This window comes from Bradyrhizobium barranii subsp. barranii (assembly GCF_017565645.3).
Lineage (GTDB): Bacteria > Pseudomonadota > Alphaproteobacteria > Rhizobiales > Xanthobacteraceae > Bradyrhizobium > Bradyrhizobium barranii.
The window spans coordinates 1,277,098-1,290,863 of sequence record NZ_CP086136.1; the positions used below are offsets into that span (position 1 = coordinate 1,277,098).

The following is a 13,766-nucleotide window of genomic DNA, read 5'->3' on the forward strand; positions in this document are numbered from 1 at the left end:
CGTTCAAATTGCGTTCGATGACGAATTGAGAGGGGAGCCTTACTCCTCCTCCTCGTCCTGCTTCTTGCCACCGAGCGTCTTCAGCTTGGCGAACACGGCGTCGACGTTGAGGTCGTCGTTCGATCGCTCTGCCGGCTCGAACTCGTCCTTCTTGGTGGTTTCGGAGGCCGGCAGCAGGGTGGCGCCACCGTAGGATGCGTCGATCGGCTTTTCCTTCGCAGCGCGCGCCACTTCGAAATCGAGCTCGATCTGCGAGCAAAGGCCAAGCGTCACCGGGTCGATCGGGGTCAGCTGGGAGGTGTTCCAGTGGGTACGGTCGCGAACGCTGGCGATGGTGCTCTTGGTGGTGCCGACCAGGCGCATGACCTGGGCGTCCTTGAGCTCCGGATGGCTGCGCAGCAGCCAGAGGATGGCGCTCGGGCGCTCGTGACGGCGGGAGACCGGGGTGTAGCGCGGGCCCTTGCGCTTGGGCTGGGGCGGCAGAATCACCTTGCTCTCCTGGAGGCGGAGTCGGTAGTCCGGGTTCCTCTCGCCCTTCTCGATCTCCTCGCGGGTCAACTGGCCGTTGGAGAGGGGATCCATGCCCTTGATGCCCTGAGCAGCGTCGCCGTCGGCGATCGCGCGCACCTCGAGGGGATGCATCTTGGTGAAATCGGCGACCTGGTCGAAGGTCAGCGCGGTGTTGTCGAGCAGCCAGACGGCGGTCGCCTTGGGCATCAGAGGTGCGTTGCTCATGGCAAATCTCCTTTGTGCTTCGCCCACCCCTCTGGAGGCGAAACCGGTGGTCATCAGCGATGACAGGGAATTCGCGCTATATAAGCCCGGAGGGGCTAGCCACGCAATGGTTCTGCTATAGATAGTGCCTTGACAGAGCCCGAAAGGGGGCCCAATTCCCTTGGAAGCGCCTGTAAAGTCCTAGCAGACCCACTAAAGCCCTATTCCATCCATTGACCGCCCCCGCCAGAAGGCGAAACGGGTGATTCGGTCCCGAGATCGCTCAATGTCAGCCAAACCAGACCTCAAGATCGTGCTTTGTTCTCCCCGCGGCTTCTGCGCCGGGGTGGTCCGGGCGATCGACACCGTGGAACGGGCGCTCGATAAATACGGCGCCCCCGTCTATGTTCGCCACGAGATTGTGCACAACAAATACGTCGTCGACGGGTTGAAGAAGAAGGGCGCGATCTTCGTCGAGGAGCTCGCCGAAATCCCGGAAAACACCACCGCGCCGGTGGTGTTCTCGGCCCATGGCGTGCCGAAATCGGTCCCGGCCGACGCCACCTCCCGCAATTTGTTCTCGCTGGATGCGACCTGCCCGCTGGTGACCAAGGTGCACCGCGAGGCCGCCATCCACTTCAAGCGCGGCCGCGAGATCTTCCTGATCGGCCATTCCCACCACCCCGAAGTGGTCGGCACGCTCGGCCAGCTTCCGGTCGGCGCCGTGACCCTGATCGAGACCGCCGAGGACGCCAAGACCATCGTCCCGAAGAACCCCGACAACATCGCCTTCGTGACTCAGACCACGCTGTCGATCGACGACACCGCAGAGATCGTGGCGCTGCTCAAGGAGCGCTTCCCGAATATCAACGGCCCGCACAAGGAAGACATCTGCTACGCCACCACCAACCGCCAGCTCGCGGTGAAGAAGGTGGCGCCGGTGGTCGACGCCCTGATCGTGGTCGGCGCTCCGAACTCGTCGAACTCGCAGCGCCTGCGCGAGGTCGCCGAGCGCGAAGGCTGCGGGATCGCAGTGCTGGCGCAGCGCGCCACCGACATCGACTGGACCAGGTTCGGCAACATCAAGAGCCTCGGCATCACCGCGGGCGCGTCCGCGCCGGAAGTGATCGTCGAGGAGATCATGGATGCGTTCGCCGAGCGCTACACGCTGCATGTGGAGACGGTCTCGGCCGCGGAAGAGAACGAGTTCTTCCCGCTGCCGCGCCAGGTGCGCCCCGAAGCCGCCGCCGAGTAGACCTTTATGGCGGTCTACACCGACGTTGCCGCCGACGAGCTTGCGGATTTCCTGAAGCAATACGATCTCGGCGAGTTGCTCTCCTACAAGGGCATCGCCGAGGGCGTCGAGAACACCAACTTCCTGCTGCACACGAGCAAAGGCTCGTTCATCCTCACGCTCTATGAGAAGCGCGTGGCGAAGAACGACCTGCCGTTCTTCCTCGCGCTGATGACGCATCTCGCTGAGCACGGCGTCACCTGCCCGCTGCCTGTGAAGGCCGGGGACGGCGAGGCGCTGCGCGAGCTGTCGGGCCGGCCGGCCGCGATCATCACCTTTCTCGAAGGCGTTTGGCCGCGCAAGCCGAACGTGGCCCATTGCGCCGGCGTCGGCGAGGGGCTGGCCAGGATGCATCTGGCCGGCGCCAATTTTGCGATCAAACGTGGCAATGCACTATCGGTCTCCGGCTGGCGGCCGCTGTTCGACGCGGCGGCAAGCCGCGCCGATGAGGTCCAGCCGGGCCTGCATGCGTTTCTCGCCGCCGAGCTCGACTATCTCTCGAGCGGGGTCTGGCCGACTGATCTGCCTGAAGGCGTGATCCACGCCGATCTCTTCAACGACAACGTCTTCTTCCTCGGCGACAAGCTCTCCGGCATCATCGACTTCACCTTCGCCTGCAACGACATGCTGGCCTATGACGTCGCGATCTGCCTGAATGCCTGGTGTTTTGAGCCGGACCATTCGTTCAACGTCACCAAGGCGCGCGCCTTCCTCAATGCCTATGGCCGTGTGCGAAAACTTTCCGAGGCGGAAGAAGCCGCGCTGCCGCTGCTCGCGCGCGGCGCCGCGATCCGCTTCCTGCTGACCCGCCTGGTCGACTGGCTCAACGTGCCTCCAGGAGCGCTGGTCAAGCCCAAGGACCCGCTGGAATATTTTCGCAAGCTGCGCTTCCACCAGAGCGTTTCCAGCGTGCGCGACTACGGGCTGATGCCGTCAGGACTGGTCGCGTGAGCGAGCTTCCCATTGTCACGATCTATACCGATGGCGCCTGCTCGGGAAATCCCGGGCCCGGCGGCTGGGGCGCGATCCTGAAGTTCGGCGACAAGGAAAAAGAGCTGAACGGCGGCGAACGCCACACCACCAACAACCAGATGGAATTGATGGCGGCGATCTCCGCGCTCGAAGCGCTGAAGAAGCCGTGCACCGTCGATCTCTATACCGACAGCCAGTATGTGCGGCAGGGCATCACCGGCTGGATCCACGGCTGGAAGCGCAACGGCTGGCGCACCGCCGACAAGAAGCCGGTGAAGAATGTCGAGCTATGGCAGCGCCTCGATGCGGCGCTGAAGCAGCACGAGGTCCGTTGGCACTGGGTCAAGGGCCACGCCGGGCATCCCGAGAACGAGCGCGCGGATCAGCTGGCGCGGGACGGGATTGTGAAGGCGAGGACGCAGACGCGGGTGGGGGAGTAGGCGACGCGCTGTCGGCGTCGCCCGGTTTCGTAGGGTGGGCAAAGCGAAGCGTGCCCACGGCTTTTTCTCAATCGAGGAAAGATGGTGGGCACGGCGCTGACGCGCCTTTGCCCACCCTACGGCACTTCCTGCTCGGAAGGAGCCGGGGCCTAAGCTTACAGCTGCCCCAGCAGCGTATCGCCGCCGGAGACCTCGACCTTGCCGGGCATCGCTTCGAGGTTCAGCTTCTTCACCACGCCGTCCTCGACCAGCATCGAATAGCGCTTGGAGCGGATGCCGAGGCCGTTGCCGGAGGCGTCCAGCTCCATGCCGATCGCCTTGGCGAAGTCGGCATTGCCGTCGGCGAGGAAGATCGCCTCGTCGCGCTGGTCGGTATCGCGCTTCCAGGCGTTCATGACGAAAGCGTCGTTGACGGAGACGATAGCGATGGTGTCGACGCCCTTGTCCTTCATGGCATAGGCGTTGAGGAAGATGCTCGGCAGATGCATCTTGTGGCAGGTGCCGGTGTAGGCGCCAGGCACTGCGAACAGCGCCACTTTCTTGCCCTTGAAGATGTCGTCGGTGGTCTTCACCTGCGGACCCTCGGCCGTCATCACGCGGAATTTCGCCTCGGGCAGCTTGTCGCCAGTCTGGATCGCCATCGTCAGTCTCCCTGAAAATCGGTCCCGCTTTTTAGACCGTGCGGCGGCGCTGCACAACATTGGCGGCGAGGGTCGCGGTCCTTCACCGTTATGTCATCAGCCGGCAAAACCGCCGGCGTCGAGGAAGGCCTGTTCTTCCTCGGTGGTGGCGCGGTCGAGGAGGCGGTTGCGGTGGGGAAAGCGGCCGAACCGCTGGATGATGTCGGCGTGCTCCCGCGCGTATTTCAGGTTCTCGGCATTGTCGGTGTTCTGAAACAGCGCGACACAATTCAGCTGGTCGGGCAGGTGCTCGGAATGCATGAAGGGCAAATAGAGGAATTCGAGCAGGATGGGATCGATCCTGCGATCGACGCCCCGCGCGATGGCGCGGCGGGCGACGTCGCGCGCCGGCGCGTCGCTGGCAAAGGCTTCCGGCGTGCCGCGAAACATGTTGCGGGGAAACTGGTCGAGCGCGATGACGAGCGCGAGCGCGCCCTCGTCGCTTTCCTCCCAGGAGGCCAGCTCGCCGGCGGTCGCCCGCTTCCATAGCGGAAGAAAGCGACGCCTGACCTCCGCGTCGAAAGCGTCGCTGCGCTTGTACCAGCGCTCGCGGCCGGCCTCGCACCAGAAGGTGAGAATGCCTGATGGCGTGATGTCGCCGACGTCAGTCATGAACCAAAGACGGGCCTACGCCGCCTCCGCCTTCTTCTCGTCGCGGAGCTGCCGGCGCAGGATCTTGCCGACATTGGTCTTCGGCAGGTCGGCGCGGAATTCGATGTGCTTGGGCACCTTGTAGCCGGTGAGCTGCTCCTGACAGAACTTGATCACGGCTTCCGCGGTGAGGTTGGGATCCTTCTTCACCACGAACGCTTTCACCGCCTCGCCCGACTTGGAATCGGGGATGCCGATCACGGCGCATTCGAGCACGCCCGGATTGCTCGCGATCACTTCCTCGATCTCGTTCGGATAGACGTTGAAGCCCGAGACCAGGATCATGTCCTTCTTGCGGTCGACGATCTTGGTGTAGCCCTTCTCGTCCATCACGCCGATGTCGCCGGTGCGGAAATAGCCGTCGGCGGTCATCACCTTGTCGGTCTCTTCCGGCCTGTTCCAGTAGCCCGACATCACCTGCGGGCCCTTGGCGCAGATCTCGCCGGGCTGGCCGAGCGGGACTTCGTTGCCGTCGTCGTCGCGGATCGAGATCCAGGTCGAAGGCACGGGGATGCCGATCGATCCCGAGAACTCGGTCGTGGTCGCGGGATTGCAGGTCAGTGTCGGCGAGGTCTCCGAGAGGCCGTAGCCTTCGGCGATGAAGCAGCCGGTCACCGCTTTCCACTGCTCGGCGACCGGGCGCTGCACCGCCATGCCGCCTCCGTTCGAGATCTTCAGCTTGGAGAAGTCGAGCTTCTTGAAGTCGGGATGGTGCATCAACCCGTTGTAGAGCGTGTTCACGGCCGGGAAGCTGTTGACCTGGTACTTCGCCAGCTCCTTGACGAAGCCCGCGATGTCGCGCGGATTGGGGATCAGCAGATTGCAGCCGCCGGCGCGCACCGCGAGCAGGTAGCAGGCCGTCAGCGCGAAGATGTGATAGAGCGGCAGCGCGCAGACGATCATCAGCTGATCGACATGCGGCGGCGCGGCGAGTGCCGGCTGGAGCCAGGCGTCGTTCTGCAGCACGTTGGCGACGATGTTGCGGTGGAGCAGGGTGGCGCCCTTGGAGACGCCGGTGGTGCCGCCGGTATATTGCAGGAAGGCGACGTCGCCCGGCGACAGCTTCGGCTTGTTGAACGTCAGGCCGCGGCCGGCCGATATCGCGTCGTTGAAGGACGCCGCACCCGGCAGCGACCAGGCCGGCACCATCTTCTTGACGCGGCGGACGACGACGTTGACGATCATGCCCTTGAAGCCGAGCAGGTCGCCCATGCTGCCGACGATGACATGCTTGACTTGCGTCTTCGCGATCACCTGCTCGACCGTGTGGGCGAAATTCTCCAGCACGATGATGGCTTCGGCGCCGGAATCCTTGAGCTGATGCTCGAGCTCGCGCGGCGTGTAGAGCGGGTTGACGTTGACCACCGCGAAACCGGCGCGCAGCACGGCAGCGGTCGCGACCGGATATTGCAGCACGTTCGGCATCATGATCGCGACGCGGGCGCCACGTTGCAGGCCACGGCCCTGTAAATAGGAGGCGAGCGCCAGCGACATCTGGTCGAGGTCGCGATAGCTGATCGCCTTGTCCATGCAGATGAATGCCTTGCGGTCGGCGAACTTGGCGAAGCTCTCCTCCAGAAGGTCGACCAGCGATGCGTATTGGGTCGGCTCGATATCAGCAGGGACGCCGGGCGGATATTGCTTGAGCCAGATGCGCTCCATGGAAAACTCCCCTCAATTTACCAGAGCCCGTTGTGTCTCGGGCTTGCCTCATTGCGGCCAGTATCGAGCCTGCCGGAACGGGTGGCAAGCCGGTCGAGGCTTAGGACAAAGGTCCGGGAGTGGCTACTGGAATTGTCGCAAGCCGTTCTGCCGCAGGTGCGAAGCGCGGGTGCGGCTTGCGATGGGGGCCGTTAACTGTTGTTGGCCGGCTTGGCGGCGGGCTTGGTCGCCGCCTTGGGCTTGGCGGGCTTGGCCGCCTGATCGCCGCTTGCCGAAGGCTTCTCGGCGGGTTTCGCCGCCGCACCGTGCTTGGCCGCGGCATGCTTGGTCCCGGCCGGCTTCGCCGCGGACTTGGTATCGCTTTTGGCGTCAGGCTTGGCGGCATCCGGCTTTGCCGCCGCCGTCTTGGCATCCTTCGGCTTGTCGGTTGGCTTGTCGGCCGCATCAGGCTTCCTGGCGACGCGCGACTTCTTGCCACGCGGCTTTGGCGTGGCCTGCTGGTCGGCATCGGCCGCGACCGCCGCGATCAGGGCGGTGCCGGTGCGGGTCGGGCCGGTATAGACCAGCACGGGCTCGGCCGCAGCCGGGGCGGAGGCCATCAGCTCGGAGGCCTTCATCAGGGGCGGCTGAAGGCCCGCGGTGAAGAAGGTGACCTGGGCTTCGCCGCCGGTGGCGGAGGCCGATCCGGAGGTGCCGCCATTGGCGGCGATCAGTGCGTCGTCATCGTCGCTGGCTGGCCGCTTGCGATGACCGCCGCACATGTCCTCGCGCAGGTTCGGCGGCGAAGCGTCGACCGGCACCAGCTTGTCGACGGTGCCGAGCGAGGGGCGGAGCCAAGTGAGATTGTCCTGGCTGAAGCCGCGTTCGAGCAGCTGCGCGGCCTTCACCGCACGCGCAGTGCCGGAGTTGGCGCCGAGCACGACGGCGATCAGCCGTCGGCCGTTGCGCGTGGCCGACGCCACGAGATTGTAGCCGGAGGCGCAGATGAAGCCGGTCTTGAAACCGTCGGCGCCGGGATAGCGGCCGATCAGCTTGTTGAAATTACCGGTGACGCGCTTGCCGAAGCGGATTGCCGGGATGTGCACGAAATATTCGTATTCCGGCAGGTCGCGCAGGAACGAGCGCGCGAGAATGCCGAGGTCGCGCGCGGACGTGATCTGGCCGTCAGCGGGCAGGCCGTTCGGATTGACGTAGCTCGTCTGCGTCATGCCGAGCTTCTGCGCGGTATCGTTCATCATCGCCGAGAAGCCGTCGATCGAGCCGCCGACGCCTTCGGCGAGCACCACGGCCATGTCGTTCGCCGACTTCACCATCATCATCTTCAGCGCGTTGTCGACGGTGAGCTGCGTTCCCGGACGGAACCCCATCTTCGACGGCGATTGCGAAGCCGCCGTCGGCGACACCGTGATCAGCGTGTCGAGCGTGAGCCTGCCGTCCTTCACCGCCTTCAGCGTCACGTAGGCCGTCATGATCTTGGTGACGGAGGCCGGATACCACGGAATGGTCGCGTTCTCCGCCTGCAGCACCTTGCCGCTGTCGGCTTCGATCAGCAGCAGTGCTTCGGCGCCCGCCGTGCGCGGCGCAAGCAGCACCGCGGATGTGAGGGCCGCAGCGAACAGGTTGAACAGGGACTTGCGAAGCAGCGGGCGAAGGGCGTGCACTATCCGATTCCGGTCCTTGGAGACCCGCCGGTTCCGGTCGGCTCTCGTGATCTGATGTTCGGTTCTGAAATCCGGCGCCGCCGCTTGCGGCGTCGCAAACCTATACCGGCTCGTGCGTCGAGAACAGGGGTTTCGGCCGGGTATTCCGTGATGAAATAGGCCGAATTTCGACGATGCTATGGGGACTTGACCGCGGTCGCCGCAGCCTCAGCGGCCGTCACGCTGGCCCGTGCATTTTCCTGAACCATGAACTGGGCCCTGGCGAGTTCGGCAAAATGGCCGCCTTTGGCCACGAGTTCATCGAAAGTTCCGCTTTCGATCACCCGGCCGTTCTCGAACACCAGGATCCGCGTGGCATTGCGGATGGTGGAGAGACGGTGGGCGATCACGAACGTGGTGCGTCCCTTCATCACTTCGTCGAGAGCGGCGTTCACCTTGGCCTCGGTGACGGCGTCGAGCGCGGAGGTGGCCTCGTCCAGGATCAGGATCGGCGGATCCTTCAGCAGCGCGCGGGCGATCGACAGCCGCTGGCGTTCGCCGCCGGAGAGCATGCGGCCGCGCTCGCCGGCATTGGTCTCGAAGCCGCCGCTGCGCTCGATGAATTCGAGCGCCTGCGCGCGCTCCGCGGCCTTGCGCATCTCCGCTTCGGTCGCATCCGGTTTGCCGACGTGCAAATTCTCCGCGATCGAGCGGTTGAACAGCAGCGCCTCCTGGAACACCACGCCGATGTTCCGGCGCAGCGACGTCAGCGTCACGCCGCGGACGTCCATGCCGTCGATCCTGATGAAGCCCGACTGCGGATCGAAGGCGCGATGCAGAAGCGCGATCGCCGTCGACTTGCCGGCGCCGGTCGCGCCGACCAGCGCGATGGTCTGGCCGGGCAGCGCGGTGAAGGAGAGGTCCTCGACCGCCGGCCGCTTGCCGTCATAGGAGAAGGTGACGTCGTTGAATTCGACGAGGCCGGAGAGCCGCCCGGCATCGATCGCGTCGGGCCGGTCGTGGACCGTGGGTACGGCATCGAGCACGTTGAAGAACTCGCGCAGGCGCGGGGCTTCCATGAACACGTTGTTGATGAAGCTCACGACCTGCTCGAGCTTCTGGATCAGCAGCGTCGCGAAGCTCACGAACATCACGATCTCGCCGACGGAGGTGAGCCCCTGGTCGTGTAGCGCGATGCCGAGCGCGAAGATCGCGAGCACCGTGATCGTCGTGGAGGCGCGCGTGATGACGGTGACGAGCGCCCACCACGACAGCACCGGCATCTGCGCCGCCAGCAGCTCGTCGGCGACGGAGCGCAAGCCCTTCACCTCGGATTCGACGCGCACGAAGCTCTGTACCAGCGCGACGTTGCCGAGCGCGTCGGAGGCGCGCGCGGAGAGCTCGCTATATTGCTCCTCGACCGCCATCTGCATGCCGAAGGTCTTGCGCACGACGAAGGTGGTCAGCACGGTGAAGACGATGCAGAGCACGAAAAGCAGGATCGCGAGCCGCCAGTTCAGGTAGAGCGACAGCGGCAGCAGCACCACGACCGACAGGATCGCGGCAAAGTGCTCGCGGAAGAAGCCGAGCCACAATCGCCACAGCGCATCGGTGCCGTTGAGCATCACCTTCATCAGCCGGCCCGAATGGGTGCCTGAGTGGAAGGTCAGCGGCAGCTGCAGAATGTGCTCGAAATAGTCGGTCAGCACCGCCTGGCGCTGGCGGTGCGAGAGCCGGTCGGCCTGCAACGCCACGATCGCGCTGCAGCCGATGGTGAACAGCCCGAACGCCACCCAGGCCAGCAGGAACGGCCAGGCCGAATTCGACCCGGCGACCGCCTTGCCGGAGAGCACGTCGACGATCCGGCCGAACAGCACGGGCTCGGCGAATTGCGAGGCGGCGAGCAGCAGATTGGCGAACGCCAGCAGCCAGCCCAGCCGCGCCTCCTTGCCGAGCAGCTCAAGAACGCGGGTGTAGAGGCTGAAAATGGACATGCGGGCGAGGAACTCAGGCGGATCGAACGAGGTGAGCCCATATTCTAATCAGGGATCGCCCGCGAGATACAGCGGAAGCTGCCGGTTTTGCTCAGTTGATCAGCCGTCCCGCGACCGGCGGCAGGAACCGGTCGTCGAAGATATCGCCCGCCGCCGGCCGTTTGCGGAATTTGAAATCCTGGGCGATCTGGTCGATCGAGCGGTCCAGGCGCGCCGGGTCGATGCCGCCGAGGCCGTTGCGCTTGACCTCGTCGGTCAGGATGTTGTCGATGAGCACGCTGCGCAGGCGTTCCCGCTCGAGGTCGCGGTCGCCGTCGTCGATCCGGCTCGTGGCTTCGTCCGCCGCACGGGCCGGCTCTTTGATGGTCGCGTTGACGCCGGCGATCAATGCGCGGACGAATCCCTTCACGGCGTCGGGCTTCGCGGCGGCGAAAGCGGGGTTGGCCACCACGGCGAAGCCGTAGGCTTCGCAGCCATAGTCGGCATAGCGGAGTACCACGAGATCGCCGCCGGGCACGCCGCGGTCGCGCAGGTTCACCGCCGAGAGATAGCTGAAGCCGGCGACGGCATCGACCTGGCCCGCGGAGAGGAGCGGCTCGCGGACCGCGGCGCTGATCTTGTGGAATTTCACTTGCGACGCGTTGATGCCGTTCTGCTGCGCCAGCGCCGGCCACAGCCGCATCGACAGATCGCCGTCGGCGACGCCGACGGTCTTGCCGTCGAGGTCGGGCAGCAAGTGAATGCCGCGGCTCCTCCGCGCGACGATCGCGTAAGGCGCGCGATTGAACAACACGAACACGGCTTTGACCGGCGCGGCATCGTCCTTGTCGCGAAAGCGGATCAGCTCGTTGATGTCGACGAGCGCGAGCTCGCTATCGCCCTTGGCGACGCGCGCGAGCGCCTCTGGCGATCCGGCTGCGCTATTGAAGGACACGTTGAGACGCTCGGCGCCGAAATTACCGTCCTTCGCGGCGAGGAAGAACGGCGCCATGCTCGCATCGACAGGACGATCGAATGTGAAGTGGATGGCAGTGGACGGCGCAGCAGTCTCGGCCGCGCTGACGTCGCGCGCAGCCAGCGCGGCGAGCGAGATTGCAATGGCCAGCAGGCCGCGAAGGGCGATCGTCTTGAATGCAAACATCAGTCGCGCCGGTCCCGCATTGTTGTGGTTTCGTGACGCTCGCAGCGCCGGCCAGCGACGAGCCTGCGCGCGCCAACATGAACGGCGGATGAGCGGGGGTTGCGTCATGATCACGCAACCCCGTTCAGCTTCTGTTGGGGTTCGGGAACCCAACATGGGCTGCGGGTGTTTGAAAGACATGAGCCTGTCGTCAGGCACCATTCGAGGTCCCAAGGAGGGTCCAGGACATGTTTGACCGATTTTCGAGATTTGCCGGCCGCAAGGCCGTCTTTGCCACCGCCGCGGTGCTGGCGCTGACCGCGGTCGCCCCGACTGCCTCATACGCAGGCGGCCGCCACTGGCATGGCGGTGGCGGTGCTGCGGCTGCCGCGGCCTTTGCCGGCATCATCGGCACCGGCCTTGCGATCGCTGCGACCCGTGACGCCTACGCTTATGATTACGGTCCGGGTCCGGGTTATGGCTATTACGGCGGCCCTGCCTATTACAGTGGCCCCGCCTACGGTCCTTACTACGGCCCGGGCCCGAACTACCAATATCAGCGCTATGGCGGCACGGCTCCGTCGGAGCTCTGTGGCCAGGGCTACATGCAGAACTGCTACTAGCCTTGGCTGCCAAGTCCTTGGCTACCAAGTCCCTGGCTACCAAGTCTTGACCAAAACAGGCCGTCGCGCTTGCCGCGGCGGCCTGTTTTTCGCTTTTAACCCTGCGCGTTAACGCGCTCGCCATTGGTTTAGGGTAGTTTTGAGTACCATGAGTGATTCGCTTGAGCGGCTATATCTGGCTGTGCTCGCGGCCAAGGATCTTGATCCGGCAACATCGCGTACCGCCCGGCTGTTTCAGCGTGGGCCATCCAAAATGGCGAAGAAACTGGCCGAAGAAGCCATTGAGGTCGTCATTGACGCGGTCAATGGCGATAGCGAGGCCGTGATCCGGGAAAGCGCCGACCTGCTCTACAATCTCACGGTGCTCTGGGCCTCGGCCGGCGTGCGCCCGGAGGATGTCTGGCGCGAGATGGCGCGGCGGGAAGACATGCTCGGCATTGCCGAGAAGCTGCCGAAGTCGCCGATGAAGCTGCCCAAAGTCGCGTCACCGCGCGTTGCCGCCAGGCGGCCAATTGTCGCGCTGGAAGGGCGCGTCTCGCGCAAGCGCCACTAAAGCGCGATGAAACCGGAGCAAAGCGTCATCGCGCTTTAGGTTGTTGTTTGCGCGTGAACTTTCGGAAAACCGCGACACACTGTTCCGGATCACGCCAAATCGTCACAAAACTCGCGATGGACAAATCCGTCCCATGGTGCTTCATCGCGGCGCCATGCTGAAACGTATCTACGACTGGTGCATCGACGCCGCCCACAAGCCCTACGCGCTCTGGATCATGGGAGCCGTGGCTTTCGCAGAAAGCTCCTTCTTTCCGGTCCCGCCGGATGTGATGCTGATCCCGATGTCGCTGGCGCGCCCGCAGCGCGCCTGGCTCTACGCCGCGGTCTGCACCGCGACCTCGGTGGTGGGCGGTCTGCTGGGCTACGCCATCGGTGCGCTGCTGTTTGACTCGGTCGGCCATTGGCTGATCCAGGTCTATGGCCTCGGCGACAAGGTCGATGCCTTCCGCGCCTCCTATGCGGAGTGGGGCGCGGTGATCATCCTGCTCAAGGGCCTGACGCCGATCCCCTACAAGCTCGTCACCATCACCTCGGGCTTTGCCGGTTACAATATCGGCCTGTTCATCCTGTGCTCGATCGTCGCGCGCGGCGGCCGTTTCTTCATCGTCGCGATCCTGCTCAACCGCTATGGCGATTGGATCCGCGTCAGGATCGAGAAGCATCTCGGTCTCTGGGTGGCGCTCGGCGCCGCCGTGCTGGTGCTCGGCTTCGTCGTCGCGGTCAAGCTGATCTAGGGAATGATCCGGACCCGAAGGGCCGCCTCAGCGCAACGTGTGAAGCCGTTCTCCGCAAAGATCATGTTCGCTCGATAACCGCGCGCTTTGCCGCTGCGCCGGGTTCGGCTACGGTTGCCGTCATGATGGTTCGATCCGGCAATCCGGTCCTCCGACCGGGGACGCTGATATTTGCAGTGCTTTCGCTCCTGCTCGGTGCCGGCGGCACCGGCTGGCCGCAATCCGCGCCGCCGGCGCTCGGCTTGCGGGAGCAGGGACCGCAGACCGCGCCGCCGCCCTCGACATCGGCACCTTCATCGCCGCCGGCGCGCGAGGAAAATCCCGGGCTGATCAACGAAATGGGCAAGCTGTTCGACAAGCTGCCCTCGATCCTGCCACCGATCAAAAGCCCGAGCGAGACCATGAACGATCTGTCGCGGCTGGCGACGCCGTCGGCCATGGTGTCGGGGCGCATGGCCTGCCCCGCCTCGTCGAATGGCGCACCCGACTGCAAGCAGGCCGCCGACCAGCTCTGCCAGAGCAAGGGCTACAAGGAAGGCAAGAGCCTGAAAGCCGATTCCGCGGAAAAATGCTCGGCCAAGGTTCTGATCCCGGGCCGGCAACGCAAACCGGATGACTGCCGCACCGATACCTTCGTCACCAGCGCGCTGTGCCAGAACTGAGGACGTAGCGCCAGCAAAGGAGCGC

At 64.7% G+C, this 13,766-nt stretch carries 14 protein-coding genes; 7 read left to right on the plus strand and 7 right to left on the minus strand.

Annotated elements, in window-relative coordinates; translation table 11 throughout:
- Window positions 1-39: 39 nt before the first annotated feature.
- Window positions 40-735, minus strand: coding sequence for a DUF1013 domain-containing protein (locus J4G43_RS06210; protein WP_166104219.1), 696 nt, complete (start codon window positions 733-735; stop codon window positions 40-42).
- Window positions 736-1,000: 265 nt separating this feature from the next.
- Here J4G43_RS06210 and ispH point away from each other — a divergent pair, with 265 nt between their 5' ends.
- The 3 genes from ispH to rnhA are packed head-to-tail and all read left to right on the plus strand — an operon-like array spanning window position 1,001 to window position 3,420.
- The gene (gene ispH, locus J4G43_RS06215; RefSeq protein ID WP_063985850.1) at window positions 1,001-1,969 is read left to right on the plus strand and encodes a 4-hydroxy-3-methylbut-2-enyl diphosphate reductase; all 969 of its coding nucleotides are present in this window, start codon (window positions 1,001-1,003) and stop codon (window positions 1,967-1,969) included.
- A 6-nt stretch (window positions 1,970-1,975) separates the two neighbouring features.
- On the plus strand, window positions 1,976-2,959 hold the full coding sequence (locus J4G43_RS06220) for a homoserine kinase (RefSeq protein WP_208084261.1): 984 nt from the start codon (window positions 1,976-1,978) through the stop codon (window positions 2,957-2,959).
- Window positions 2,956-3,420, plus strand: coding sequence for a ribonuclease HI (gene rnhA / locus J4G43_RS06225; RefSeq protein WP_208084262.1), 465 nt, complete (start codon window positions 2,956-2,958; stop codon window positions 3,418-3,420). Before J4G43_RS06220 ends, rnhA begins: the two co-directional genes overlap by 4 nt.
- Before the next feature lie 155 nt (window positions 3,421-3,575).
- Here the strand turns inward: rnhA and J4G43_RS06230 are convergent, their stop codons facing one another.
- From J4G43_RS06230 to J4G43_RS06255, 6 genes are all read right to left on the minus strand, one after another.
- A complete protein-coding gene (locus J4G43_RS06230) occupies window positions 3,576-4,061 on the minus strand; it encodes a peroxiredoxin (protein ID WP_007597501.1) in 486 nt (161 codons plus the stop codon).
- Between the two features lie 96 nt (window positions 4,062-4,157).
- Window positions 4,158-4,712: a DUF924 family protein gene (locus J4G43_RS06235; RefSeq protein WP_208084263.1), complete on the minus strand. Its 555-nt coding sequence runs from the start codon at window positions 4,710-4,712 to the stop codon at window positions 4,158-4,160.
- Window positions 4,713-4,727: 15 nt separating this feature from the next.
- Complete coding sequence (locus J4G43_RS06240) at window positions 4,728-6,413, minus strand: long-chain fatty acid--CoA ligase (RefSeq protein ID WP_208084264.1); 1,686 nt, start codon at window positions 6,411-6,413, stop codon at window positions 4,728-4,730.
- A gap of 191 nt (window positions 6,414-6,604) precedes the next feature.
- Entirely contained in the window at window positions 6,605-8,074 is a 1,470-nt protein-coding gene (locus tag J4G43_RS06245; protein WP_208084265.1) for a D-alanyl-D-alanine carboxypeptidase family protein, read from the minus strand.
- A gap of 176 nt (window positions 8,075-8,250) precedes the next feature.
- On the minus strand, window positions 8,251-10,047 hold the full coding sequence (locus tag J4G43_RS06250; RefSeq protein WP_063985844.1) for a glucan ABC transporter ATP-binding protein/ permease: 1,797 nt from the start codon (window positions 10,045-10,047) through the stop codon (window positions 8,251-8,253).
- A gap of 91 nt (window positions 10,048-10,138) precedes the next feature.
- Window positions 10,139-11,188 carry an ABC transporter substrate-binding protein gene (locus J4G43_RS06255; RefSeq protein ID WP_208084266.1) on the minus strand — a complete coding sequence of 350 codons (1,050 nt, stop codon included), beginning with the start codon at window positions 11,186-11,188 and terminating at the stop codon, window positions 10,139-10,141.
- A gap of 227 nt (window positions 11,189-11,415) precedes the next feature.
- On the opposite strand from J4G43_RS06255, the gene J4G43_RS06260 reads away from it, so the two are divergent.
- From J4G43_RS06260 to J4G43_RS06275, 4 genes are all read left to right on the plus strand, one after another.
- Complete coding sequence (locus J4G43_RS06260; protein ID WP_208084267.1) at window positions 11,416-11,790, plus strand: hypothetical protein; 375 nt, start codon at window positions 11,416-11,418, stop codon at window positions 11,788-11,790.
- Window positions 11,791-11,938: 148 nt separating this feature from the next.
- Window positions 11,939-12,343 (plus strand): phosphoribosyl-ATP diphosphatase, encoded by a 405-nt coding sequence (gene hisE / locus J4G43_RS06265; RefSeq protein WP_028147364.1) that lies wholly within the window; start codon window positions 11,939-11,941, stop codon window positions 12,341-12,343.
- Window positions 12,344-12,476: 133 nt separating this feature from the next.
- The gene (locus J4G43_RS06270; protein ID WP_081369120.1) at window positions 12,477-13,079 is read left to right on the plus strand and encodes a YqaA family protein; all 603 of its coding nucleotides are present in this window, start codon (window positions 12,477-12,479) and stop codon (window positions 13,077-13,079) included.
- 122 nt (window positions 13,080-13,201) lie between these two features.
- On the plus strand, window positions 13,202-13,741 hold the full coding sequence (locus tag J4G43_RS06275; RefSeq protein WP_208084268.1) for a hypothetical protein: 540 nt from the start codon (window positions 13,202-13,204) through the stop codon (window positions 13,739-13,741).
- Window positions 13,742-13,766: the final 25 nt, after the last annotated feature.